Genomic DNA, 23,690 nt, shown 5'->3' with positions numbered 1-23,690 from the left:
TCGTGGCACACCCTCTGACCTGCCACAAAGAGGTAGAAGTGCATAGAGGATTGAGCCACCGATGGACGAGTTCGACGAAGTCGACCTGCCGAATACTCAGCGCGATGTGAGCCGCGATATCGCCACCGAATTGGACATGGCCGGACTCGAGAATGCGCAGGAGGTCGGACGCGGAGGATTCGGGGTGGTCTATCGCTGCACCGAGCGTTCCCTCGATCGACCGGTCGCCGTCAAAGTGCTGACCTCCGATGTCGGACCCGACGACCGCACCCGCTTCGTACGAGAACAACGCGCCATGGGCAAACTCTCCAGCCATCCCCACATCGTCCAAATTCTCCACGTCGGCGTCACCGCGAACGGCTCCCTCTTTCTCGTGATGCCCTACCACGAACACGGTTCTCTCCAAACCCTGCTTCGGCAGAAGGGTCCCTTCCCGTTGCCCACCGTGCTCGGGATCGGAGTGAAACTGGCCGGGGCTCTGGCGGCCGCTCACCGTGAGGGCATCCTCCACCGTGACATCAAACCCGCCAACATCCTGATCACGGGATACGGCGAGCCGCAACTGACCGACTTCGGCATCGCCCGGATCGGGGGCGATTTCGAAACATCCGCGGGCAGCATCGTCGGCACCCCCGCCTTCACCGCCCCCGAGGTGCTCAAGGGCCAACCACCGAGTCCCGCGTCCGATGTATACGGTCTCGGTGCGACGCTGTTCTGCCTGATGACTGGACACGCCGCCTTCGAGCGCCGCACCCGGGAAGGGGTGGTTGCCCAGTTCGTGCGGGTCACCAATCAACCGATCCCGGACCTGCGTGAGCACGGCATTCCCGACGACGTGTGCACCGCCATCGAACACGCCATGGCGGGCGTTCCCGCCGATCGACCAGCATCGGCCGACGCATTCGGAAACGAGCTTCGAACGGTCCAACTCCTGCACGGGCTGCAAATGGACGCGATGGCGATGCCCGCCGATCCGTTCCGAGCCACCTCGCCCCCGCCCGGAACCGGCGGGGCACCCGCGGAGAAGACCCCGGCAGCAATGCCGAACACCCCGCCCACCGCCGCCACGAAATTTCGTCCCCCGACCTCGGCACGGCCATTGGTCGAGCGCCGACGACTCCTCGAGACCCTCCGCGCCGGCGCTGGGCGGCGCCTGACAGTGATCCACGCCCCCGCAGGTTTCGGTAAGAGCACCCTGGCCTCCCAATGGCGGCACGCTCTGATAGCCGAGGGAATGCCCGTCGCCTGGCTCACCATCGACCGCGATGACAACAACGTCACCTGGTTTCTGTCCCACCTGGTGGAGGCGATCCACACCGCGCTGCCCACGACCGCGCCCGACCTCGAGCGCATCCTCGAAGACCACTACGAAGATGCAGCGCGCTATGTGCTGCCCTCGTTGATCAACGACATCCACGACAGTGGCCACGCGATCGCCATTGTGATCGACGACTGGCACCGGGTGACCTCGCCCGACACCGTGGCGGCAATGAACTTCCTGCTCGAGAACGGATGCCATCACGTCCAGGTGATCGTCGCAACACGATCCCAATCCGGTCTCCCGCTGAGCCTCATGCGAGTACGCGACGAACTCGTCGAGATCGGGCCGACGGCAATGCGTTTCGACACCGCGGAATCCCGGGCATTCCTCGTCGACGTCAACGGACTCACACTCGATGACCAAGAAGTGAGCAGTCTTCGAAGATCGACCGACGGATGGGTCGCGGCGCTGCAACTGGCGTCCCTGTCGCTACGCGGCCGCAGCGATCGCATGGACTTCATCGCGCATCTTTCCGGAGGCCACCATGCCATCCACGAATATTTGGTGGAGAACGTCCTGAGCACACTCGAGCCGACCATCCTCGAGTTCCTCCTGGCGACAGCCATTACGGAGAAGATCTGCGGTGACCTCGCCGGCATGCTGACACACGTTCCATCCGGCCAAGAGATGCTCGAGGAAATCGAACGGCGAGACCTGTTTCTGCAAAGCATCGATGACGACAGGGAATGGTTCCGCTACCACCACCTGTTCGCCGATCTCCTCCATCGCCGCCTCGAACGCCTCCATCCGGGCCGTCGTGAAGAACTCCACCGGATCGCGGCGCACTGGTTTGCCGACCACAACATGCTCAGCGAGGCTGTCGACAACGCACTTGCCGCCGGCGACACCGACCACGCCCTTCGGCTGGTCGAAGACGGCGGCATGACACTCATCGAGGACTCGCGGATGACAACCCTCCTCGGCCTGGTCGCGAAACTTCCCCCGAACCTTGCTGTGACAAGTGCCCGACTCCAATTGAACATAGCGTGGGCGAACATACTGATGCAGCGTCCACGACAGATGAGAGCTGCCCTCGATCTCTTCGATGCCGCACTCACGAACACCCAGACAGACGACACCGCGACTGATGCCCTTCGCGTCGAAGCCGCCGTCGTCCAAGCATCCGGCAAACTCTTCGCCGATGAGATCGCAGGGGTGCAGGAACTCGTCGCCGATTGTTTGCGCCACCCGGATGCGGTGCGGCCCTTCCTCGCGTCGGGCGCCGGCAGCATCGCTTCCTTCGTGGCCCTCTACACATTCGATTTCGACGCAGCGCGCCGTTGGCAGGACTGGGCCGCCGCATATCATGCGCAAACCAGCGGCCCCTTCAGTGTCATGTACGGATACTGCCTGGCCGGCGCAGCGGCATACGAACAACTCGATATTCCCGCGGCCGAGAACTACTTCCGATCCGCAGTGGCGATGACCGGGAAATCCGGCGTCCACGCCCATGCAGCACGACTCGCCGGAGCCTTGCTCGGAGCGCTTCTCTACGAGATGGGAAACATTACAGAGGCCGAACGACTCCTCGACGAAAGCTACAAACTCGGTTCCGAGGGTGGCGGCCTCGTGGAATTCATGCTTGCCACCTACGGCACCGGATCACGGGTCAAAGCCTCACTCCGACATCATGAAGAGGCCGAACGTCGACTCGAGGAGGGCGCCAGGATTGCCGAATCGCTGCGGCTGCCACGTCTGGCCGCCCGGATGGTCAACGAGCGGATCCGCTCAGGGCTGCCCGTCGGCGAAGACGTCCGCACTCGACTGATGGGCTTGAACGCGTACCGTCCGCAAGCAGACGGGATCGCTACCATCACATCCGAACTCGACGAAGACTCTTCGATCAGGATCCTGCTCGGTGCGAGTACCTCCGACGATGTCGCGCACGCCTGTTCGCGGGCGAAAGAGCTCGTGCTCAGCATCGAAAAACAGGGCAGGCCCCGGGCGCTCATCCGCGCGAAATTACTGTTGGCGGTGTGCTTGTCCGCCTCGGAGCGGTTCACGGAGGCGCGGTCCGTGCTGGCTCCGGTCGCAGCGAGATGCACGGAGCTCGGATTGACTCAAATATTGTTGGATGAGGACGCACGCATCGCCAACATATTGGCCGCGACCTGACAGCACCCAGACGTGGTCCTCCAAGATGCGCCGCTTCCGTCCCGGGAACGCTCGCTCGCGGCATCGCGATGGTCCACGCTTTGCGCGATTGATCTCAGTCGAACTCCACCGACTGCCGGGCGTCCACGGGCACGGTAGGCCTGGACTCGCGGTCCGCCTCCATGTTCAAAGTGACGACCCCGGCCACAATGCATATCAATCCAACCACGCGCGCGACCGACACAGCATCGCCGAACAGCAGCACTCCGACCACCGCAATAGAGGCGGTGCCTATTGCCGACCACAACGCGTACGAGACACCGAGCGAGATCGATCTGAGCGCTTTCGACAGGAAGAAGAACGACAGGAGGTACCCGGCGAGGACCCCCACCGTTGGGATCGGCTGAGTGAACCCTTCAGTCGAGTGAAGTCCGGTTGTGGCAAGGATTTCCACGACAACCGCACCCATGAGGTAGGACCAGCCCATGGCGCCTACCCTCCAAAATTCATCGCGACGATACCAACGACGGTCAGCGCGAGACCGACAATCTTGACCCGTGAGATACGTTCCCCGTGGAAGAGGGCACCGAGTGCGACCACCGCCGCCGTCCCCAGCGCCGACCACAGCGCGTACACAACACCGATGTCGATCTGGATGACCGCCTTCGCCAACAAAAAGAAGGCGCTTCCATAGAGCCCCAGCACCGCAGCAGATAACCGGACTCGGGTGAACTCGTGAGTGAGCGGCAGCATGCTCGTAGCCGCAACCTCGAGAACAATCGCTGTAACGAGCAACAACCACGCCATTGAAATCGATTCCCATCCATCGTGAGGGTTTTGCCGTATCTTTCACGCAGATCGCTCTGTGGCGGCTCGTGCCGAAATGTTGCTCACACAGATTTGCCGTCACAGATTTGCTGTCACACCGCGCTAGCGATCTGCTGTGGAGGTTCGATCCCGGAGCATCGCCCGTACCGATTGCGTCAAGCGATCTCGCGGTCCGAACCGAGGGGATCAGGTGCCGAATCGCCGGTTCGAACGGTGGTCACCGCGCGAATGAACTCCGCGACACGCTCAATTGCCCTGCGTGCCTCAGGCAGAAGATCCGCAGCCACATGAAAGACGTGGAACTGGCCATCCCATATCTCGAGGGCAACCGGGACCCCGGCATCGGTAAGGCACTCGAACATCAGCCGCGCATCGGGATACAGCATGTCTCTGGATCCGACCTGAAGTAGTACTGGCGGAAGCCCGCGCAGATCTGCATCGACAGGAGACAAAGGCAGCCCCGAAACGCCACGAGTACGGCACTCCACGCGCTCGGTGAGGGCGGTCAGCGCCACCAGCGCCGAACTGGGAAGGATCGGGCATTGCGCAGACGCGGGATGCTGCAACTTGACGGTCGGGTCCAAGTCGGTGAGCGGTGACAATGCGACCAGACCGGCAGGCCTCGGCAGATCCAGGTCGGCGAGTGCCAGTGCCACCATGAACGCGAGATATCCGCCGGCGGAATCACCGGAGATGACGATCTGGGTCGGGGAGAATCCTCGTGCAAGCAACCAGCGATAGCCGGCGATCCCGTCGGCGACGGCGTCCCCTATCGCATGCGTGGGCATCAGTCGATAGTTGACGCTGAGCACGCTGGCGTCGGCCGACTGCGAAATCCGAGAGGCAAGACGGCGGTGCGTATTGAGGCCACCGGTCAGGAACCCCCCGCCGTGAAGGTAGAGGACCACGCTGCGCAGGTCGGCGTTGTGCGCCTGGATCCAATCCGCGTCGCAATCCGCCAAGCGCACACGACGATGCCCGACCCCATCGAGTGGGGGTAGCACGCGCGCGGCCTGGTCAACCACCCGCGCGGCCCAACGTGCGCTCGGAACGTGTGCCCACACACCGAGCGCAGGTTTGACCGTCACACGTAACGCGTGTGTCAGAAGCTTTGACTGAATGCTGTTGCCAGGAAAGAAACTCGAACGTGTCAAGAAATCCGATTCGGTCCCCACCCTTCGAGTGTGGTTCCCTCCGACAACACCAACCCCCTCCCCGGGCGGTTCTACCGAGCTGACGGCTGACATCGGTACTCCAAACTTCCAGGGATGAACATGCCGGGATTTGAGGTACATAGACCCAAACGCCGTACCAAGACATCTCTCAAGATATGGCTCACATCACCTGACCGGACTCCCCCCAAGGGGGAAAAACACTCCCCAACAGGGGGATCCTTCCTATAAGGAGTTGCAGTCCAGTCCACGCGCTGGTGCACTAGACAGATCAAATGGTCTCGCGCACTCGGTAGGAAGATCAGACGGCAATCCAATTCTGGCGACAGCCTGACCGGGGCCAAGGGCACCCACCCGGAACAACTCGGTCGGAAAGACTCATCTCTCCGCGTTTGTCCAGGTATGACGGTTGGAGGTAAAACCGTGATCGACGACTCTGCTATCGAAGACATGAGGATCATCGAGTTCGCGCGCCAATGGCTTCCCTACGGCGGTGGTACAACCGGCGACCTCCTGGTCGAGTTCGGCATGACTCCAGCCTGCTACATCGCGAGACTGGACAGCATCCTGGCAGGACCGACAGCCAACCAACTCGATCCCAACTTCCGCGACGACCTCCGTCGTTTCGTGTCCGTACGCGCCTCACGGCCCGCCCCGACCGCGTAGCCACGTGGCCCGGCAATGGGACACTCCGCGACGGGGCCGCCGGACCGCGCTGCCGCACATGCACCTCGCTGCCCCGGGACTAATTCGGGGGTGAGCCGACCACCGACGCCGTTAGCGGGTCCCGCGAAGTGAGTCCACATCCCGGCGGCTTCGAAACGAAAAACTCACTGCACCAATTGTCTTGTGTACGCTACGCATCGCTACCGACCACTGAGTTGGTTCTCAACACGAGGAGTCGACGAACCAATCGACGCAGGGGTCTACCGACGTGATGGGCTCCCACACGTTGAACGACAAGAAATTTCAACTCACCGTTCAGAGCTCCATCATTCACTGTGAGCCGGAACATATCTCGAACGGGGTACAGAGATAATCCTGAGGGAGACTGTCACACGCTTTCAGCAGTGGTTTGCTTCAAGTTCTCCGCAGTCCACCTGATTCTCGAAATGCGAGTGACCATGACTCAAGATGAAGTCGCCATGATTACCTTCGCCCTGCGCTGGGCGCCCTACGGAGGCGGAGACGAGCACATCCTTCCAGAGTTTGGATTGCTTCCGACAGTGTTCTACCGGCGCCTCCAGGCCATACTGATGGCGAGAGCGCTCGGCGGAGTCGAATTCACAACTAGACGTGGTCTGCTCGAACTGTGCGCGGTTAAGCTCTCGGGGGCGCGTTCAAGGGCATCCAGTGCAGGGCGACGAGAGACAACACAGAGCGCTTAGGCATCTAGCCGGCATAATGTCCTGCGGTTCTGGTGCTGCTAGGGTTGAAGGCGCCATGGTCAGCCGACATATGGCGTCCTCGCTCTGGTGGTGGGCATCGATCTGCTCGTAACCTCCGTGCACGTCGTAGCCGCCGTATGTGCCGAACTCGCCACCGGCTTCGATGCCGATCTCGGGGATCCCACCATTTACCGGCTGGAAGTCGACTCCGAACTCGCCGCCGACCTCGATCCCGGCCTCTCCGGACACGCCACCGTCGATCACCTCTGCGGACACATCGGTTGTGCCGGCATCGGCGTCCGTGCTGACGTCGACGTCTTCGTAGCTACCGTAGGTATCGAATTCGCCTTCTGCCGCGAACTGCGCACCTACACCGGCACCGACCTGCGGGATACCCGCGGGGGCGCTCACGAACGCCTCGACGCCGGCACTCATCTGCACACCGCCGGCGCCGGATATGCCGCCGGCGCCGGATATGCCGCCGTCGATTTCCAAGGTCGACACATCGGCCGAACCCTCGCCGAGAAGGCTTGCCAGGTCGATCCCGACGTCGGCCAACGGGTCCGCTTCGGGGGCCGAGGCCGGGATGGGGGTCGGTACGGGCACAGGGACGGCGGCCGGGGCGGTGTCAGTGTTCTCAGCGGGAGTCGTCATTGGAATCGCAATGTCCCTTTCCAGGTGCCTGGGAGCGGATCTCCCGTGGGCTTCTAGATGCGGCGACATTCCGGAATGTTCCCGCGGCCGCGCACACCGGACAGACGGGTGCCTCCTGGGCTATCCGGTGGCCATCGGTCATCAGGATCCACGCTGGGCGAAAACGTGCGGTGTCACGGATCACGAGAGACGCCCAACGGCGCGAGATGATGAGAAGCGACAGTGACGGCGAACAAGCTGTTGGCGCAGATCAAGCGCAAGTACCGCCGCGAGATCGCGCAACTGAACGGTCACCTGTTCGACGACAGCGGTGACCGCATGCTGTTCCGTTCCCGGAAAGTCGAGGATTGGAACACACCCGGGATCATGGTGCGGTCCCTCCTCGACCGGCATACGACGCTGACGATCATGAATCGCGACGAATCGATCGATGACCTCGACCCGCACGCACCTGCACTACCCATGCAGGACCCCGCCGCCGCGACCACGCCGAAATACGCCGCGCCGTCACCGAACTCGGCCTCGTCGGCACCCTCGTCAACGGATTCTCCCAGGTCGGTGACGAGAACACCGTCGTCTACCTCGACGCCCCCGATACGCCGAATTCTGGTCCACTGTCGAGGAACTCGATATTCCCGTCTATCTGCACCCGCGTGACCCGCTCGAGTCCACCACGCCGCAGTACCACGGCCACCCCTGGCTCTACGGGTCCGCGTGGGCGTTCTCCGTCGAAACCGGAACCCACGCCCTCCGCCTGATGGGGAGCGGCTTGTTCGACCGGCACCCAAACCTGAACATCATCCTCGGCCACCTCGGTGAGCTGCTGCCCTTCAACATCTGGCGCACCGACCACCGCAGCGCAGTGGCACCGCGGGGCATCGACATCCAGCACTCGTTCGGCCACTACCTCCGCACCAACTTCTACCTCACCACCAGCGCGAACTTCCGCACCCCGGCGCTGCTGAACACCATCCAAGAAGTCGGTGCCGACCGATTGCTGTTCTCCGCCGACTACCCGTTCGAGGACATGCGCGAAGCTGCGGAATGGTTCGACCGACTCGAATCAACGACAACGACCACATCAAGATCGCCCGCACCCACGCCCAAGCATTACTGAAACTCTGAGCATCACCAGCCCGCACCAGAACAAGCTCATCGACGAGCGACCGGCCGCAAGACCGTCGCCGACGATCCACACACCGTGAGACAGCTGCAGATACCGAGCGGCTCTTTCGGCTGAACGATGAGGAATATCGAAGGGCCGACAGCGGCAGGCAAGTAACGGAATCCATCACGAACAAGCCGAATCCACACCTGACTCATGGAATCCGTCAGTGACACGTGAAACCGTCCGACAGCTCTCAGTGCGAGTCGGGTACTCCACTGCCAGCTGAAAAGGGCAAATCCATCCGGCAACCGGTCAAACGAACCCGCACACACTCCGGCGCTCGCCTCATCCTTTCCTGGCGACCTGTCGTCATCGCAGGTCAACCCCAATTCTGCCGAACTCGACGCTGATTACAGAATCACGACAACCGCACGGCCGTCACCGCCCGTCCATCGCCGGCGGCGCAGTAGGTACTGGGTCAGTGCCAGGAGTTCCACCAGAGAATTATGGGCACCAGCCAAAGTGTCCACACCATCCAGCTTGTTCCCAACCCGTACGGGGGATCGGAACCATCGTTATCACCTCCGGGTCAGCGGAAAGGGAGCGATTCCCACCACGCGAATGCTCCGTTCAGGATGCGGATGATTTCGGGAACCACTAGGACGAGCTGAGCATGACAACGACCTCCTGCGCTGTGTATCGCCGGGAAGAGGCGGATCGGTACAACGCCTCCTCAACCCCGTAGCGATGGGGACATGTCATCCCCCCAGGTGAATGAGCCGTTCCGGCCTACCAGTCCGATGCGCCGGACGTAATCTCGCGGGCACGGTGCGGCCAGGCCGGGTCGCTCACCAGAGCGGTTATTACTGCGGCCATCTGCTCGGCATTGCCGTCGATGCCGAGCCGGCGAAGTGCGCGGACAATGCGTGCAGGGTGGGCCGGCCACCGACCGCCGGTGGTTTCGACTAGGGCAGCGAGGACGGTGGCGGCCTCGGTGTCGCTGAGTTCCACCGGCTCACCCGTCATGCCACGTAACCCGCGGCTGCCGGTGGTCAGCCAATGCTCGCTCGCCGCTCGGCGCACCGAGCCCGATACCAGGGGTTACGCAGCGATCGGGTCAACGATCCTTCGCCCCCCTCGTCACGGCAGCGACGAATGCGATGACACTGGCAGCTAGACACACCACCACGATCGCAGTAACCAACCCCGGACCGTTGTTCGACGTCCCGATGACCGCCAGCAGAAGAACGCAAGCACCCAGGCCCAGGCTCACGCGCAAATCCAGCACGCCGGACAGCAGCCAATCACGCGCTCTCGTGTTCCCTTGGTCGGTTTCGTTCACCGTCAAACCCCTGTGTCATGTCGGAATCCCACGCTACATGCCCACTACTGGGTGTCAGTGGGCGTCCTGGAACGCCTGCTCGACCTCGGTGGGAATGCGCCCGCGCGAGGAGATTTCGTAGCCATGTTCGGCCGCCCAGGCGCGAATCTCCTTGGAGTTCCCCCCTCCCCCGCGGCGGGGCGTCCGGGGCGACGGGCCGATCCAAGCGTCGTTTGCGGCCACCGACTCGGGTGACGTGTCCGATGAAGAATCCGATCTTCTAGTGAAACTTGCTGGCGTGCTTGTCTTTCAAATCAATTTCGTAGTCCACCCCGTTGACGGAAAAGGTGATGTTCTCCCCGTCCTCGCCGAAGATGGTTCCGTCGATGTCGTCGACCAGTTCGACAACTACTTTGCGCGCCACAGTTCCCCGATCTCTCACGGCTTCTCGATACAGCAGGCAGAACCCTACTGGCGGCGGCGGCCGATCGGGCGGACCGACCCCGGGGACGTGTCATTTCCGCAGTTCACTGGGCGCGCCGGAGCTATCGGGCGTGCACGGTGCCGCCGAGTCCAACGTGAAGCGGCGGGCACAGCGCGATCGACGGCAGGGAGGTGGGCACCGCCGGCCCCCACACGGAAAAGTCCATATAGGGGAATCCGCCGAGCAGATGGCACACCACCTCCACTTGATGGGAATTCACCGAACTCGGTGCACACGTCGACAGCCCGCCAATGACGAAACTCTACCATGCGCATCCACCCGGGACGGGCGGTGCGGCGTGTGCGGGCGCCGCGGTTAGAGACATCGCCGCAGCCGCTGTGGCCGCCGCGACGAGGGTGAGGCGCAGAAACCGAGACATGGCATCCTCCGGTGGTGCGGGCCCGACACACCGCCCATTCTCCCAGGTCAGGTGTCGCTGCCGCGGTCCATCCGACGAATCCGCTCGCGGCGGGCATGTTTGGCCAGCAGGTGCTAACGGTTGTTCTGGGCGCGGAACATCTCGTCGAGCATCCGGTTTTCGATGTTGTGATGGAAGCGGAGGATGCGTTTGGCGGCCAGATACACCAGTTCCTGACGGTCCGAGCCGAGCCGTTCAGCGAGGGCGTCGAGGTGTGCGAGGAGTTCGTCGTCGAGGGCGACGTCGATCCGGGCGGTGGGCGGTGGCGGTCGCAGGTCGTGCACCGGCGCAACGGTCTTCAGGTCGCCCGCGAGGTCGCCAGGGTTGTCCAGGAGCCGGCGCACCGCAACCCGCACCAACGCAGAGGCCAACCGACTCCCCTGCCGGTCGGCGAGCCGCTCGATGTCGCGGCGGACGGATGGGCAGAGCGACACCTTGAACTTCTCGTCGAGCCCGGATGCGGCGGCCTCGTCGATCAGGGTCGGCCGATAGTGCCCGGGGGCGGCGAGGAAGCGGTGCACCGCGACCGCGACCAGGTCCCGCGGCGACGCCTCGTGGCGGGCGGCGAGGGCGCGGAAGCGGGCCGCCGTCGGCGAGTCCAGTTTCAGGGTCACCGGGTCGTGCGGAAGCGCCCGTACCTGGGCGGCCACCCGGCGGGCCTGCGCGAGGTCGACATCGGCGTGCGGGGACCCGATGAGTCTGCGGATCCCGACGCGGAGCAGCGCGGAGATCCGGCGGGGACCGTATTCGTTCGCCAGCTCTTCGAGGCGGCGTTTGGTGTCCACATCGAACCGGAAGACATGCCGTTTCCCGAACGGGTTGCCTTGCGGGCTGGGCGCCTTGCGGACGGCGGGCGTGCGGGGGGCCTGGTTTGCGGCCGCGGTCTGCTGGCGGCGGGTGTTCCGGGCGAGGAGCTTTGCCCGGTTGGCGCCCCCGCGGTAGATCTCCTCGGTGACCGCCTGGTCGAGGTCACGCGGGTTCGCCAGCAGTTGGCGGGCTGCCAGGCGCATGAGTTCGGCGCGGTCGGAGTCGAGCTGCCCGGCGAGGGCATCGAGTTGCTGGCGCAGGTCGTCGTCGAAGTGCACGTTCGTGCGAGGGCCGAGGTCTTCCGGGGTCAGGTCGCGGGCGGCGCCGATCGTGGCCAGGTCGGCGACGAGGGCTTCCGGATCGTCGAGGAGTCGGCGTACCGCGACCCGGATCGCAGCGGAGGTGAGGACGTCACCGTTGCGGCCGATCAGCCAGTCGAGGCGGACCAGCGTGGAGCGGTTGACGTACACGCGGATGCGGCAGCTCAGATCGGTGCGGGCATCTTCGCGGAGCACCGGGTGCCGGAAACGGCCTGCCCCGGTGAGGAAGCGGTGCAGAGCGACACGGACGATCGAGCTCCGGTCGGTGTGGAACTCGCGGGCGAGCTGGTTGAGGCGAGTGCCGGCTTCGGGGTCGAGATCCAGCGGTCGCTCCGCCCAGATGATGCGGCGGGCCTCTGCGGAGGCCCGGCGGGCCTGGACCAGTGCATCCGGCAGCCGATCAGGGTCCGCGAGAAGTCGTCGTGCGGCGACCCGCACCAGCGCCCGAATCGACGCGGACCGATGCCGGCGGCTAACTCCTCGAGCCGTTGCTTGGTGGTCGGATCGAACCGCAGCGGGATCGGATCACCCACCGGTACCCGGCCCATGCTCTTCTCGCTCATCACCTTCCACCTCGACGGCAACGCTGCCAGTTCTGTACTCCACCCCGGGAACACCGCCCCGCCGCGGCAGGCCGCCTGAGTGACGGCGCCAGCCCGGCTGGCCCTCGCCGAAACGGGTGTACTGCGCGGCAATTGATTCGCACGCGGCCTTCACACGCAGCTGATCATCTACCGGTTCGGCGCGCTGCGTTGACCGCGCCGAGTGTGATGCCTGCTGCGACAGCAGTCAGAATCGCTCCGCGCATGATCTTCTTCATGTGATGCTCGCCTTCTGTTGTGACATAGGAGTGGCTCGCGCGCCGGTTCCGCGTGCTCGATGTCAGTGTCTGACCAACCGGGATAGATTGCGGCCCCACAACAAACTCGGGACTGGACGGCCAGTTGCGCTCCTGTTCGATACACAAGTGGGAGGTCTCAAAGGCGCGCAAGGTTCCCAAACCGGTGTGTGACGTGTGACACGCGCGGGTGGGATCCCAGTTGCGGGCATCCCGCCCCAACGCCGTTGACTGCTAACCCTCGGTGCCGCCGACAACACCGGACCCCATTACAACGGGCTGCGACCGTTCCATCCGCCTGCGATCCCGCGGTGCACGCGGTCCCGCTCCGGCAGTCGCCGCACAGGCCACTCCGCAGTGGAGTCACGCCACCCGTCGCGTCCGAAAGAAATACATCACTACCCGTGGACATGACACGTCCCCTCCAGCGAGTTAAGGCGTGGGCGCCACCCACCTGCGGATCGGACAACAGTCGAGGACGGCTAAGGGAGGATGCATCCGTCGAGGGCGTCGATATACCCGGCGCCGATCGTCGCGGTGACTGCGCCCGGGGGCGCTCGCGCTGACGGGAGCAACACCTGATGCGCCCGGCCGACAGGTTATTCCAGTGAACGTGCCGGACCCGCCGGGGTGCGGGAACGCCCCGGTTCCTGGTGATTCCCCGGTCACAGTCACAGGATGCTGAACGCAGATTCCGAGCGGCGAGAAGATGCCGAAGATGCCCAACGCCCCTCCAGGCGGCGGGTGAGGAGGTCGAGCATCTCTGCGTCCGGGTGTGCGAGTGGGTGGTTCATTTGATTCGCAGCATTTTTCGATCCAACATTGCTCGACTTTGGTGACAAGTCGTCAAACTAGTTGACATACTTGAAGTGATGACTATCCGGACAACGCTTTACGGCTCTCACAAGGATGCGATCTCGGTGCGAGCAACCCGGGCCTCCGCCTCACCTCTGCGCCTCTACGCTGCGTTTCGCCGGCATGATCCCCGAAGCGTGATGCCCGTCGACTACGTCGCCGAGTGCGGTTTTCGACTGGGCCGATGGCAGGAGCGCCAGCGGGTTGCCCGCATGCTCGGTACCCTGCCGCCCCAACGCATTCAGCAACTCGATGCGATTGGGTTCGTGTGGAGCGATGACGACGATGTCCCACTTCCGACTGTGTCATGCGCCGACAGCAAGCGGCGGCGGATGCTTACCGAAATCGCTGCCTACCGAGAAGAGCACGGCAATGCGCTGGTGCCCGCGAACTATGTCACAGCCGACGGTGAACAGGTAGGTCAGTGGCTCTATCGGGCGGTCAAGAAGTGGCGTGCCGACTCGTTGCCCGAGGACGAACGTCGTCCGCTCGCCGCTCTCGGGGTCTACCCTGGTCCACGGCCGCGGGGGCCGCGAACGCCGGCACAGCACACCAGATCGGCAGTCCATCGCCGCGACCGGCAGCTTTCGGCGGAAACGCGAATCTGAGCGCGAATCTCGCCAGCTCCAAGCTGTTCCTGCGATTGGATGAGCGTCCTCCTGTACCGGGGTTGCGTTGGTGGCCACCGCTGCCCTCGCGGCCGAACCCAGGAAGGGTGTTTGTTAGCAGGAGTGCAGGACCTGGCTCATTGCGTCCTTCTCCGCCTGGGTCACCCAGAGCCCGTAGAGGGCTTTGACGTCGATCTGCCGGGAGACGTAGGTGCACCGGTAGCTCTTGTTCGGCGGCAACCAGGAAGCGGCGTCGGAATCGGACTTCTTCGAATTGGTGGGCCCGTCGACGGCTTGCAGGTTCCGTGGGTCGTTGGCCAGGTCGCGACGCTGCTCCGGGCTGAGCTGCTGGGCGCCCTTCTGCCACGCATCCGACAGGGCGACCACGTGATCGATCTGCACCGCCGTGGAGGTGTCCTGACCGCGGACGAACGCGATGGTGGTGCCGGTGTAGGTGTCGTGCAGGGTGCCGGTCGCCACCACACAATCCCGCGTACTGGTCTTGTAGGTCAGGTCCACCAGGTCGCGGCGGAGGATGTCGTTGCGGGTGTCGCAGCCGTTGTGACCGCCCTCGACGCCGTTGTCGTCGGACCACGATGGACCGAACTGCTCTCGTGAGTAGCCGGTCTTCGGGGCGCGGCCCTTGACCGCCAGGGTGTCGAGCTTCGCCAACGCCGGTGCCGCATCGAAGACCGGTGCGGGGGCGGCCGGTGCGCCCCCGAGTGACCCGGTGCCCGGATCTGCATCGGCGATGGCCGAGCACCCGGTCAGACCGATGACGGTGACCGCACCGAGAGCGAGGAAGGCGGTCCGGGGGCGATGGCGCATGTGTCTGGTCTCCTGTTACCTGTGGGGCTGGTGTGATCGCAAGTATTGCGGGTACCTCCGACAACTGTGTGAGCGACCGACTGATGCGGACCCGCGGGCGACGCAGCGTTACCGAGCCGGACGATGATGCCGGATGTTCGGTGCGTGCCCGCCGACACCGAATGCACTGCGACCGGTCACCTCGGGCCCGCCTGATGCTCGGCTCCCTCTGCAAAGTTCTGACGCCCATTCCACACACCACTCCAGCTTGACCTGGTTGACTTGACCTCGTTGACCGAGAATGATCAAGGCATGAGCACACCACTGCGGGATATCGTGGCCGCCGAGCTCGCCGCCAGCGGTCTCGACCAGACCGAGCTGAACCCGGGCGACGCCGCGTACGTCGAGAACGGGATCCGCGGTGTGCTCTCCGGGCTGAAGGCCCGCCGCGCCTGGGAGAACCACATCGGGGCGATCCTCACCCACAAGCAGGTCCTCGAGGTGACCGGCTGGACGAAGCAGGCGCTAAGCCAGGCGGTGCGTGATCATCGAGTCCTGCGCCTCAAGGCCGAGGACGGCTCCGCCGGATACTCCGTCGCGGGGTTCGACGGTGCCGCTCCGGCCCGCCCCATCCTCGGGGTCAAGGATGTCCTGCGGGTGTGGGCGGACGCCGACGGTACCGGGTGGATGGCCGCGTCCTGGATGATGACCGAACAACCCGAGCTCGGCGGCAGGACGCCGCGGCAGGCGTTGCTCGACGGGGATGGGCCTTCAGTGGTCGATCTTGCTCGTGCGGCCACCGGGCGGCTCGCCGCGTGAGTTCACCCCGCACTGCTCTGCACCTGCTCGCACCCTCACCACCGGAACACCTGCACGACCGGTTCCCGTCTTGGCTCTGCCCCGCCGGGACGGAGGTGTTCCGGTGTCACGGCGCTGAACACGGACCGCTGTGGTTCGCCAACGCCGGGTACGGCAGGTTCGACCTCGCCGACACCCAGGGCACCTGCTACACCGCCGAATCCGAGCAGATCACCCTCCTCGAAACCTGGGGTGGGATGCGGGTGATCCCGAGTACCGAACTCACCGCCCGCGCGGTCTCGCGCATGCAGGTAACCACCGACCGGATGCTGGCGGACCTGACCTCGAACACGGCCGCCCAGTTTGGGGTCACCGCCGAGATCTTCACGACCGGGAACTACCAACTGACCCAGACGTGGGCATCCGCGCTCCACGCAGCAGGGTTCGACGGCATCCGGTACTGGGCACGGCACGACCTCGCCCACACCCACGCGTGCCTCGCGTTGTTCGATACCGCCGGCGCCCGCCCCGCCGAGGGGGCACAATCACCCGTCTACTCGGTCATCGCGACCAACCCCCTCATCGAGCGCCGCAACCTGATGCAGGAACTTCAACAGGACACCGGGATCACCGTTCTCCCCATCCCACATTCACTGTGACGCAACCACCCTGACTATCCGAGGCTGACCCCAAGCCGCTCGAGAAGGAGGGTGGGGGCAGGGGACGTGCGAAATTTGTCCAGCAGTCTGCCGGACAATTTCTACAAGGATGGAACCGGCTTGCTGCTGCGCGCGTCCAACCGAGTATGACGATGCGCCCCGATGACCCGAATCTCGACGACTTCGTCCGATGGGAACTCGAGCTCTACCGACAACGAAACGCCGAACGACGAGGACTGGCCTTGCCACCTGATCCACGAGAACTCGACGCCCCACCCGATGACTGATCCGACCCGATGGTCGCCAAGCCGACCGGACAAATCATTAGCACTCAACCATCGAGAGTGCTAAATTCTCTCTTTAATCGATGGCACGGCCCCGCGAGAAGCCGCTGGGCCCAGTCACAGTCGCTGGTCCCGGTGCACGGCAAAATTGCCACCGGGTCGGGGCAGTGATGGAAGGTTGCCCTTGATCGGCACATCCGGCGTCGCACCACAGACGACCGGACCACCCGACGCACTGGAGGAGGATCATGACCGCCGCTACCTCGCGACCATCAGGTGTCACCCGTGGCGGGCGTTCCTCCGGGCGCGCACGCCGGCGAGCGCCGCGCGGTGGATCGCGGTTGCCCTCCGTGTCGATCGCCTTGGGGGCATTGTCCATCGCGTCGTTCTGGGTGGTCGGACTCGGGTTCGTCCTGGGTGTGAGCGCCGTAGTGTGCGGTGCTCTCGCCACATCCCGGTCCGGCGTAGTCGACGATGAGTCCGCGTCGCTGCGGGCGTTGCTCGGCGTCGTCGCCGGAGTCGCGGGGATCACGGTGTCCGCGATCGCGCTCTTTCCGGTGCTGGAGTACCCGTGACCCGCGCACCAGCCCCTACACGCCCCGTCCTCGACTTTTGGAAGGATCCGCACCAACCCGTGACCGCCGTCCCCGGCCCGCATCTGCCCATCACACAGACCACCCTCGACACCGGTCGCGACGACCCGGCGTCGACCGGCGAGGCGCTCCTCGAGTCCTGGGAAGCGGGTATCGCCGTGACCATCGGCCTGTCGCTGCTGACCACCGTCGTGTGCACGGTCCTCGGATCTTTTCCGCTGGCCCTTCTCGCGCTCGTCGCGGTCGCCGGCATTGTCGGCTTGATCACCGCCGCCCTCTGACACTGCCCGTATGCCCCGACCGCCGGCGTGTGTGTTCCGGTAGTGCGCGGTGTCACCCAGCATCCTGCGTTCGTCGTGCTCTGTGGTTCTGGAGCAGACACGACCCTCTTCGGCGACAGCACAGGGGCCGGCACCCTGCTCTCAGTTACCGGGCTGTAGGTCTCGTTCTCGAATCGTTCTCGCGGGGAGGAACTCTCAGGATACTCACAGACATCGCGGGGCCGAGTGATGCGACGATGAAGCATGCGCCGCCATCGTTGGCCGGCCCTCGCGCCGCCCACCACGGAGGGATCACAGTGCACGCGGGCATGCCGATCGTGGCCGAGAACGACCTCACCCTCGAACTGTCCGCCGCGACCGCGTTCGCGTCCGGGCTTCTGCTGCGGTTCACGCTATCGGTCACCGGTGTCCGCGCCGACTTCGCGCGTTACGAAACGCGACCCCTGACCGACCCACAAGACTGGTCGGCGCAGTGGTCCTATCTGGCCGTGCGCATCCTCGCCGACGACCTGGGCGGGCTTGCTGACCCGTTCCACGCGGTCCCCGACTCCGGCCCGGAGGAATCCGGGCCGTACCGAACCACGCCGCAGTACTGGATCGGCACCTATCCGCCCACCGGATCACTGACCCTCACCACCAGCTGGCCACAGGTCGGACTCCACCCCACCTCGGTCACCCTCACGCTCGGACCCAGCCCCTTCCCCACCACCTTCGGGTCCGATGCCCGTCGGTGACGGTGTCCGACTGTGCTCGACGAGCTGCATGTTGAGCGACTGTTGTCGATTCCTGGTTATCGGAACTGACCGGTACCGCACACTGGCGTCTGACGCTCAGCCGATTCGAGCCGTCGCGCACATCGGGCACCGGGTGGTCTCGCCGACGACCCACCCGTTGATCCGGGCGAAGGCCACCGCCGCCGTTTGTCCGGCGACCGCGGCCTCGAATCGGTGCTCACACAGATCGCACCGCACCGCCCACCCATTGTGTCCACTGGATTGGATTACCTGCACAGTCATGTCACCCTCGCGACGTCACCGAATCCGAACCGTGGCACCAGCATCGCACAGCCAACCGACGAAGCAGAGCCCCAGAGTCTGGTCCTGACAACATCATGCACCCCGAACAGTGGCGCGGCACCGACCACGACAGACCTCAGCCGGCGCCGCGCGGCCCCTCACCGATCCCCAGCCGTGCACTGCAGGAGCACCGAGCGCCGTGGGGGTTTACACGGTCCGGCGCGGATGCGGACACGGGATGAGCGGCGCTCACCGCCCCGCCCCACACCAACATGTGTCGAGGGGTTTCGCGGAACCCGCTGGCGTACTCATCATCGAAACCGATCGCACTCGCCCCCTCCAACGTGCAACTAAACCTCTAGCCCGGATCGACGAACACGAGCCCATCGACGGCACCGACCAATTACACAGCCCTACTCGTCACGAAAACGACGACTTTCGAGGTGGTCGGTATGGTCCCGCTACCGGACACTTGCATCACCGATAGCTACGCTAGCTAGGATTGCAAGCGTCAGATCCTGACGATCAGTCCGTGCACAGCACCTTGGTGCGAGCGGCCGCCGGCGATCCGTTGAGGCGCCTCCTCAACTGCGCCACCGGCGTTTCATCAGACGATCCCAACGTGCGTAGACCACCCCCTCACTTTCGTCACCGTGATGTAATTCGGGCGCCGCTCACCGTACCGCCCCTTCGGTCACACACGATCGACGACCGAGCTATGAAGCTGCAGAGGCTCTCTCGAGCTACACGTGCGGCATCAACGGAATTCGTCAGGCGGGATGCCCATAAGGCAGGTGCGTGCCGCCTGTACGCACCACCACTCCCCCCGAGCAGTAGTTCAGCTGGCGTGGTGCGGCCCGGCCTTCAGGGGGCGAACTTCGGCGGACGGGAGTCCAGGCCTTCGGCGTCGCAAGAAGGAAGGTGCTCACTCGGCGCGGCGTCGGCGCGGTTTGCGGATGTCGGTGCGCGCGCCCTGGCCCGGCCTGTTGTTCGCCCACTCGACGATTTCCGAGCGCTTCCACAGCGGAGTGCGGCCGATCTTCTCCACCGGCGCCGGCGCTTGCCCGCGGGAGACGTACCCGCGGAACGTAGAGACCGACAGCTCGGTACCGGTTTCCTTCTTGATCAGGTCGATGACCTGATCGGTGGTCAGTCGATGTGGGTTGGCCATATAGCGAGAGCCCTTCCTGTTCATCGCCTGTCGACGATGCGGTGGTAGTTCGGTTGCGGCCCGGCGGTCGACCCGGCGGACCGGCCGCGATACTGCGCCAGGCGGTGCGGGACTTTCCTCGGAATGACCCTACAACGGCATGCCGTAATGCCCACGCACGCGTTCGGGGGTCCGGTATCGCTCTATACGACCGGATCCCGCTCGTGGGGCCGATGTTTCGTCGTCGCTACCGCAGGGGTGTGGCCCGGCATCGGGGGGTGATGCCGGGCCACAGGGGGTGTTCTGGAAACAAGTTGGGGGGATGTTCACCAGAACGCCCGTCAGTCTAATGACTGCCCGGAGCGATTACGTCTCGGGGTCAGGCGGATCCGGGACAGCACGCTTCCCGAGGTTGCCCGATCTCCCGGACGAGGAGATGGCAGGCATCTCGCGCCCCAAGTCACGCCCGACTGCGCCTCCGCGTGGCTGTGGACTCGATGTCGAGCGCGACGAACGCCATTCGGGAGGATCGAGTGGATCGTTCCTGCCATATTTGGCTGCGCTGTCGTCGATGTCGAGTCGAGCCAGGAGGCGGTTGATTTCGTCCGAGTGGCCAACCCCCTGCCGCGGTTGTTTCGACCAGCGCGGCATATCTGGGTTCGCACTCGAGGTTCGGTGAGTGGTGGTGGGGGTCATTCATTCCCTACAGTCCGTGGGTGGCCGCGATGAGGAACAGGGCGTCGGCGTCTCACTGTCCGAGTGCAGCAGATCGGGTCACGGGTACCTCACGCAATGTCCACCGCCGGGCGGTAGGAACGCATTGGATGGGTCAGTCCTGGTCGGCGGCGGTGACGGCCGCTGCGGGGCACCAGTGGGTGACCTCGAGACTTCCCAACTTGTTGCCGGTGGGGATGGTGAAGGTGCACGATGCGAGCCATTCGCCGCGGGACCTGTTAACTGCACTTAGAAGGTCTCGAAGGATAGGTAGCCTACGGGCGGATGCTACGGGGGTGGGTAGATGGACGAGCTGCGGCGAGCGGTTCGCGAAGACGCATCGAGTTGCCGGCGGTGGGGAGCGTGCAGCGCGCGGCGCCTCCGGCTGTGGTGCCGTACGTGGTGGTGGTCGACGGGGTGGAGGTCGAGCCCGTCTCGGTGTATTTGTCGGGTCTGGTCATCTCCGACGTCAGTGCGTTGACGGTGCGGTCTTATGCCCACGATCTGCTGCGGTGGTGGAAGGTCCTGACAGTGCTCGGGCTGCGGTGGGATCGCGCGACTCGCGAGGACGTCGAGGTGATGGTGGGGTGGCTGCGATCAGCGGTCAACCCGCAGCACCGGCGCTCAAGTCTGTCGGTGTCGCAGCCGGGGTCAGTGAATCTCAAGACCGGGAAACCGGTCCTACCTGCGGGGTACGCGCCGTCGACGATCAACCATGCGTTGACCGTGGTGTACTCGTTCTACGAGTTCCACCGCATGTTCGGCCGCGGCCCACTGGTCAATCCGGTCCCGGCCGCACCCGATCGCCGACGGATGCAACAGCTGAGCCCGATAGACCCGTCGCCCCGGCTGCGGCGTGCACCGATGCGGCAGCCCCAGTGGTCTTCCACCGCCGGCCGCAAGGTGTCATCCGGCCACTTCTCACCGGCTGCAATCACCGCCACGACCGTTTCCTTCGTGTAGTTTTCGGAGATCCATCTCGCGACCGCACGGGCGTAGCGAAGCTCCGATACATACCCCCACGGAGGAGTTCAGCTCGTACGCTATCGATGAACCGTCCGGGGACGGAAGGACGAGTCGATCCACCCCCTGCGCCGAACGAATCGTGCCCGGCGACAGACTGATCGAACCCGGCGTTGCAACACTCCTACCAACAGCCAGCACAGCATCTTGGGCTGCGGCATATTGCACCGCAGAAGCGTCCCGCCATCGATAGGGAAGCACCTCGATACCAGCATCGATCGCGACTGACAGGGTGGTGGTGAAGGACAGAACATCGACGATAACCGCGACGTCGGCGTCGGACGCCACTGCGGTGGCCTCAGACAATCCCCACTCGAAGCGAAGAGAATAGTCATGTCGATGCTCGCGATTCACCCCACACACTCTGGCATATCTGGACACTTCTACGTGCGGACGCACCGATGGAGTGTCCGGCCGCTCCTCGGGAGCGAACGCCCCTGGGCTTCGCGGGTGGTCTCGTCTTCACCGATTTTGCGCTCGACAGTTTCTACCGGGTCTGTCTCACACTCGGTGTAATCACGCGACTCGCAGCTAAACTTGCTGCGATCCATGCGCTTTGCCAACGAATCCCGAACTTGTTGACAAGTGCAGAGAATTGCATTGAACTGAACCTCGAGCCCGGGCTCGACTTGCACTCGCTGCGTCGTTCCTACGCCACCCACCTCATCGAGGACGGCTGGGACGCTCTGTTCGTGCAACAGCAGATGGGTCACGACCACGCCAGCAGCACCGCCCTCTACACCTGCGTGTCCAGTGACTTCCGGATCCGCACGTTGCGTCGTGCCCTCGACGCCGCGATGGATGCCGCACTCTCCGACGAAGGAAGAATGTCGTGAAACGCACCGTCGACTACACCTGGCGGCTGGCAGAACTCATGGCCGCGCGCGGGCAGCACAACAGCACCGACCTGATTCCCCTACTGCATGAACGTGGAATCGACCTCTCCCGCCCCCAGGTCTACCGGTTGGTCACCCAGCGCCCCGAACGTGTTTCGCTGCAGATGGTCGCAGCGCTCTACGAGAGATGTTGCGCAAGCTGGCGGTTGGCGAGATCTCAATGAGTCACGAAGGGATCGACGAGCTCGGACACGGCCATCGAGCGTCCCACCTCCGGGGTCTGCTCGAGCATCAGGGTCTCCTACCCCAACGCGACGCCTATCTCGCCCGCTTCGAACACTGGCTGCGGGTCAAGCTCGATGCCATCGGCGACGCGGCCGTCCGGCAACCCGTCGAACAGTTCGCTACATGGCACCACCTTCGGCGGATCCGCGTTATCTCCGCCACCGGAACCTCGACGCGCGGTCCGGTCCACGCGGCCAAGCAGGAGATTGCCGAGACGATCAAGTTCTTGGACTGGCTCCTCGAAGCACACGGCCGTGTCGCCTCGACATGCAACCAACGCGACGTCGATGAATGGCTTACCGCTGGACCAACCACCCGCCACGGCATCCGAACGTTCTTCGTCTGGTCTCGACGGGCGCGGGTCAACACCGGCATCCTGATCAACCACCGCAGCGCCCGCTCCTCCCCCACCATCACCCAGGACCAACGGATCGCCTGGCTGCGTGAACTGCTGACCGGTAACAGCGAATCCCTGCCCTATCGGATCGCCGGCACACTGCTGCTCCTCTACGCTCAACGATCGCGAGGATCGCATCCCATCGCACGTCCGACGTCCTCCTGGCGTCAGACGGTCCATATCTTTCCCTCGGCACCCATCCTGCGCCCATTCCGACGCCGTTCGCGGGCATGCTCACCGAACACCTCGCACAACGCCCCAACCTGCATGCGGTCCGAGATGGTGACTCGGAGTGGCTCTTCCCCGGCCGCACGCCCGGCCGTCACCTGCACCCGAACACGATCATGAACCGGTTGCGCACCCTCGGTATCGATCTCCTCGGTACTCGCACCACAGCGATCCGAACATTGGTGTCGGAGGTGCCTGCTCCGGTCGTGGCGGACATGCTCGGCTACAGCCAGCAGATCGCACATCGCCACGCCGCTGAAGTGGCGCAACCTTGGGCCGGATACGCCGCGGGACCACAGATGAAAGGAACAAAATGACTGACGCAAATCAGGGCACCTGGAACAGCTGGAGGAAAGTTCCGGAGGGTGTGGTGTATCGAAGTACCGGTCCGTGCTGGTATCCG

At 64.3% G+C, this 23,690-nt stretch carries 22 protein-coding genes and 5 pseudogenes; 15 read left to right on the top strand and 12 right to left on the bottom strand.

Translation table 11 applies throughout. The annotated features are described in order from the left end of the window. Nucleotides 1-61: 61 nt before the first annotated feature. Nucleotides 62-3,436 (top strand): serine/threonine-protein kinase, encoded by a 3,375-nt coding sequence (locus tag CBI38_RS35330; RefSeq protein ID WP_109336022.1) that lies wholly within the window; start codon nt 62-64, stop codon nt 3,434-3,436. Between the two features lie 94 nt (nt 3,437-3,530). On the opposite strand, the gene CBI38_RS35325 is transcribed toward CBI38_RS35330, so the two are convergent. The 3 genes from CBI38_RS35325 to CBI38_RS35315 form a co-directional block, all read right to left on the bottom strand. Further along, complete coding sequence (locus tag CBI38_RS35325) at nt 3,531-3,902, bottom strand: DMT family transporter (RefSeq protein ID WP_109336021.1); 372 nt, start codon at nt 3,900-3,902, stop codon at nt 3,531-3,533. 5 nt (nt 3,903-3,907) lie between these two features. Next, the gene (locus CBI38_RS35320; RefSeq protein ID WP_109336020.1) at nt 3,908-4,222 is read right to left on the bottom strand and encodes a DMT family transporter; all 315 of its coding nucleotides are present in this window, start codon (nt 4,220-4,222) and stop codon (nt 3,908-3,910) included. Between the two features lie 176 nt (nt 4,223-4,398). Then, on the bottom strand, nt 4,399-5,331 hold the full coding sequence (locus CBI38_RS35315) for an alpha/beta hydrolase (RefSeq protein WP_335743644.1): 933 nt from the start codon (nt 5,329-5,331) through the stop codon (nt 4,399-4,401). A gap of 507 nt (nt 5,332-5,838) precedes the next feature. Here CBI38_RS35315 and CBI38_RS35310 point away from each other — a divergent pair. Next, on the top strand, nt 5,839-6,081 hold the full coding sequence (locus CBI38_RS35310; RefSeq protein ID WP_109336019.1) for a DUF3263 domain-containing protein: 243 nt from the start codon (nt 5,839-5,841) through the stop codon (nt 6,079-6,081). 674 nt (nt 6,082-6,755) lie between these two features. On the opposite strand, the gene CBI38_RS38180 is transcribed toward CBI38_RS35310, so the two are convergent. Beyond that, nucleotides 6,756-7,457 carry a hypothetical protein gene (locus tag CBI38_RS38180; protein ID WP_162603396.1) on the bottom strand — a complete coding sequence of 234 codons (702 nt, stop codon included), beginning with the start codon at nt 7,455-7,457 and terminating at the stop codon, nt 6,756-6,758. A gap of 222 nt (nt 7,458-7,679) precedes the next feature. On the opposite strand from CBI38_RS38180, the gene CBI38_RS39875 reads away from it, so the two are divergent. Both CBI38_RS39875 and CBI38_RS35295 read left to right on the top strand, forming a co-directional pair. Continuing rightward, the gene (locus CBI38_RS39875) at nt 7,680-8,114 is read left to right on the top strand and encodes a hypothetical protein (RefSeq protein WP_230990365.1); all 435 of its coding nucleotides are present in this window, start codon (nt 7,680-7,682) and stop codon (nt 8,112-8,114) included. Next, nucleotides 8,089-8,574, top strand: a complete 486-nt coding sequence (locus CBI38_RS35295) for an amidohydrolase family protein (RefSeq protein WP_230990441.1) — start codon at nt 8,089-8,091, stop codon at nt 8,572-8,574. Before CBI38_RS39875 ends, CBI38_RS35295 begins: the two co-directional genes overlap by 26 nt. A 780-nt stretch (nt 8,575-9,354) precedes the next feature. Here CBI38_RS35295 and CBI38_RS35290 read toward each other — a convergent pair. The 4 genes and pseudogenes from CBI38_RS35290 to CBI38_RS35275 all read right to left on the bottom strand — a co-directional run bounded on the left by CBI38_RS35290 (nt 9,355) and on the right by CBI38_RS35275 (nt 12,353). Continuing rightward, a complete protein-coding gene (locus tag CBI38_RS35290; RefSeq protein ID WP_109336017.1) occupies nt 9,355-9,591 on the bottom strand; it encodes a hypothetical protein in 237 nt (78 codons plus the stop codon). Nucleotides 9,592-9,682: 91 nt separating this feature from the next. Continuing rightward, nucleotides 9,683-9,907 (bottom strand): hypothetical protein, encoded by a 225-nt coding sequence (locus CBI38_RS38175; RefSeq protein ID WP_162603395.1) that lies wholly within the window; start codon nt 9,905-9,907, stop codon nt 9,683-9,685. A gap of 54 nt (nt 9,908-9,961) precedes the next feature. Beyond that, nucleotides 9,962-10,310, bottom strand: a pseudogene (locus tag CBI38_RS35285) (histone-like nucleoid-structuring protein Lsr2). A 552-nt stretch (nt 10,311-10,862) separates the two neighbouring features. Continuing rightward, nucleotides 10,863-12,353 (bottom strand): ribbon-helix-helix domain-containing protein, encoded by a 1,491-nt coding sequence (locus tag CBI38_RS35275; RefSeq protein ID WP_230990364.1) that lies wholly within the window; start codon nt 12,351-12,353, stop codon nt 10,863-10,865. A gap of 1,272 nt (nt 12,354-13,625) precedes the next feature. On the opposite strand from CBI38_RS35275, the gene CBI38_RS35270 reads away from it, so the two are divergent. Then, nucleotides 13,626-14,216 (top strand): helicase associated domain-containing protein, encoded by a 591-nt coding sequence (locus tag CBI38_RS35270; RefSeq protein ID WP_109336016.1) that lies wholly within the window; start codon nt 13,626-13,628, stop codon nt 14,214-14,216. 114 nt (nt 14,217-14,330) lie between these two features. Here CBI38_RS35270 and CBI38_RS35265 read toward each other — a convergent pair whose 3' ends face one another. After that, on the bottom strand, nt 14,331-15,044 hold the full coding sequence (locus tag CBI38_RS35265; protein ID WP_109336015.1) for an HNH endonuclease family protein: 714 nt from the start codon (nt 15,042-15,044) through the stop codon (nt 14,331-14,333). Nucleotides 15,045-15,335: 291 nt separating this feature from the next. Between CBI38_RS35265 and CBI38_RS35260 the strand changes: the two genes are divergently transcribed. The 5 genes and pseudogenes from CBI38_RS35260 (at nt 15,336) to CBI38_RS35240 (ending at nt 18,372) form a co-directional block, all read left to right on the top strand. Further along, complete coding sequence (locus tag CBI38_RS35260; RefSeq protein WP_109336014.1) at nt 15,336-15,842, top strand: hypothetical protein; 507 nt, start codon at nt 15,336-15,338, stop codon at nt 15,840-15,842. Next, the gene (locus CBI38_RS35255; protein WP_230990363.1) at nt 15,839-16,480 is read left to right on the top strand and encodes an RES family NAD+ phosphorylase; all 642 of its coding nucleotides are present in this window, start codon (nt 15,839-15,841) and stop codon (nt 16,478-16,480) included. The genes CBI38_RS35260 and CBI38_RS35255 overlap by 4 nt, the downstream gene beginning before the upstream one ends. Nucleotides 16,481-17,012: 532 nt before the next feature. Beyond that, a complete protein-coding gene (locus CBI38_RS35250) occupies nt 17,013-17,339 on the top strand; it encodes a hypothetical protein (RefSeq protein ID WP_230990362.1) in 327 nt (108 codons plus the stop codon). Nucleotides 17,340-17,398: 59 nt separating this feature from the next. After that, entirely contained in the window at nt 17,399-17,638 is a 240-nt protein-coding gene (locus CBI38_RS35245) for a hypothetical protein (RefSeq protein ID WP_109336012.1), read from the top strand. A 243-nt stretch (nt 17,639-17,881) separates the two neighbouring features. Continuing rightward, nucleotides 17,882-18,372: pseudogene (locus CBI38_RS35240) on the top strand (hypothetical protein). A gap of 96 nt (nt 18,373-18,468) precedes the next feature. Here CBI38_RS35240 and CBI38_RS38170 read toward each other — a convergent pair. Next, complete coding sequence (locus CBI38_RS38170; RefSeq protein WP_143548746.1) at nt 18,469-18,654, bottom strand: hypothetical protein; 186 nt, start codon at nt 18,652-18,654, stop codon at nt 18,469-18,471. 925 nt (nt 18,655-19,579) lie between these two features. Further along, a complete protein-coding gene (locus CBI38_RS35235) occupies nt 19,580-19,825 on the bottom strand; it encodes a helix-turn-helix transcriptional regulator (RefSeq protein WP_109336011.1) in 246 nt (81 codons plus the stop codon). Nucleotides 19,826-20,803: 978 nt separating this feature from the next. On the opposite strand from CBI38_RS35235, the gene CBI38_RS35230 reads away from it, so the two are divergent. Then, nucleotides 20,804-21,481 carry a site-specific integrase gene (locus CBI38_RS35230; RefSeq protein ID WP_109336010.1) on the top strand — a complete coding sequence of 226 codons (678 nt, stop codon included), beginning with the start codon at nt 20,804-20,806 and terminating at the stop codon, nt 21,479-21,481. Here CBI38_RS35230 and CBI38_RS39870 read toward each other — a convergent pair. Further along, nucleotides 21,391-21,895, bottom strand: a pseudogene (locus CBI38_RS39870) (2-phosphosulfolactate phosphatase); the annotation flags it as partial. The gene CBI38_RS35230 and the pseudogene CBI38_RS39870 overlap by 91 nt on opposite strands. A gap of 251 nt (nt 21,896-22,146) precedes the next feature. Here CBI38_RS39870 and CBI38_RS35225 point away from each other — a divergent pair. The 4 genes and pseudogenes from CBI38_RS35225 to CBI38_RS39865 form a co-directional block, all read left to right on the top strand. Then, nucleotides 22,147-22,377: pseudogene (locus CBI38_RS35225) on the top strand (tyrosine-type recombinase/integrase); the annotation flags it as partial. Then, nucleotides 22,374-22,556 (top strand): annotated as a pseudogene (locus CBI38_RS35220) (helix-turn-helix domain-containing protein); the annotation flags it as partial. The pseudogenes CBI38_RS35225 and CBI38_RS35220, both read left to right, overlap by 4 nt. Nucleotides 22,557-22,597: 41 nt before the next feature. Continuing rightward, entirely contained in the window at nt 22,598-23,407 is an 810-nt protein-coding gene (locus tag CBI38_RS35215) for a hypothetical protein (protein ID WP_230990361.1), read from the top strand. Continuing rightward, entirely contained in the window at nt 23,404-23,604 is a 201-nt protein-coding gene (locus CBI38_RS39865; protein WP_230990360.1) for a hypothetical protein, read from the top strand. Before CBI38_RS35215 ends, CBI38_RS39865 begins: the two co-directional genes overlap by 4 nt. Nucleotides 23,605-23,690 lie beyond the last annotated feature (86 nt).

The sequence above is a fragment of the Rhodococcus oxybenzonivorans genome (genome assembly GCF_003130705.1).
GTDB lineage: Bacteria > Actinomycetota > Actinomycetes > Mycobacteriales > Mycobacteriaceae > Rhodococcus_F > Rhodococcus_F oxybenzonivorans.
The sequence above is the reverse complement of the archived record's forward strand: the minus strand, read 5'-3'. Positions and strand labels throughout refer to the sequence as shown.

Excerpts from the sequence above, each read along its gene's own strand:
- CBI38_RS35215 (WP_230990361.1), top strand. The coding sequence starts at position 22,598 with ATGAGTCACGAAGGGATCGACGAGCTCGGACACGGCCATCGAGCGTCC.
- CBI38_RS35265 (WP_109336015.1), bottom strand. The coding sequence starts at position 15,044 with ATGCGCCATCGCCCCCGGACCGCCTTCCTCGCTCTCGGTGCGGTCACC.
- CBI38_RS35325 (WP_109336021.1), bottom strand. The coding sequence starts at position 3,902 with ATGGGCTGGTCCTACCTCATGGGTGCGGTTGTCGTGGAAATCCTTGCC.
- CBI38_RS35250 (WP_230990362.1), top strand. The coding sequence starts at position 17,013 with ATGACCGCCGCTACCTCGCGACCATCAGGTGTCACCCGTGGCGGGCGT.
- CBI38_RS35270 (WP_109336016.1), top strand. The coding sequence starts at position 13,626 with ATGACTATCCGGACAACGCTTTACGGCTCTCACAAGGATGCGATCTCG.
- CBI38_RS35235 (WP_109336011.1), bottom strand. The coding sequence starts at position 19,825 with ATGGCCAACCCACATCGACTGACCACCGATCAGGTCATCGACCTGATC.
- CBI38_RS35290 (WP_109336017.1), bottom strand. The coding sequence starts at position 9,591 with ATGACGGGTGAGCCGGTGGAACTCAGCGACACCGAGGCCGCCACCGTC.
- CBI38_RS35320 (WP_109336020.1), bottom strand. The coding sequence starts at position 4,222 with ATGGCGTGGTTGTTGCTCGTTACAGCGATTGTTCTCGAGGTTGCGGCT.
- CBI38_RS35260 (WP_109336014.1), top strand. The coding sequence starts at position 15,336 with ATGAGCACACCACTGCGGGATATCGTGGCCGCCGAGCTCGCCGCCAGC.
- CBI38_RS39865 (WP_230990360.1), top strand. The coding sequence starts at position 23,404 with ATGAACCGGTTGCGCACCCTCGGTATCGATCTCCTCGGTACTCGCACC.
- CBI38_RS35330 (WP_109336022.1), top strand. The coding sequence starts at position 62 with ATGGACGAGTTCGACGAAGTCGACCTGCCGAATACTCAGCGCGATGTG.
- CBI38_RS38170 (WP_143548746.1), bottom strand. The coding sequence starts at position 18,654 with ATGACTGTGCAGGTAATCCAATCCAGTGGACACAATGGGTGGGCGGTG.
- CBI38_RS35230 (WP_109336010.1), top strand. The coding sequence starts at position 20,804 with ATGCTACGGGGGTGGGTAGATGGACGAGCTGCGGCGAGCGGTTCGCGA.
- CBI38_RS38180 (WP_162603396.1), bottom strand. The coding sequence starts at position 7,457 with ATGACGACTCCCGCTGAGAACACTGACACCGCCCCGGCCGCCGTCCCT.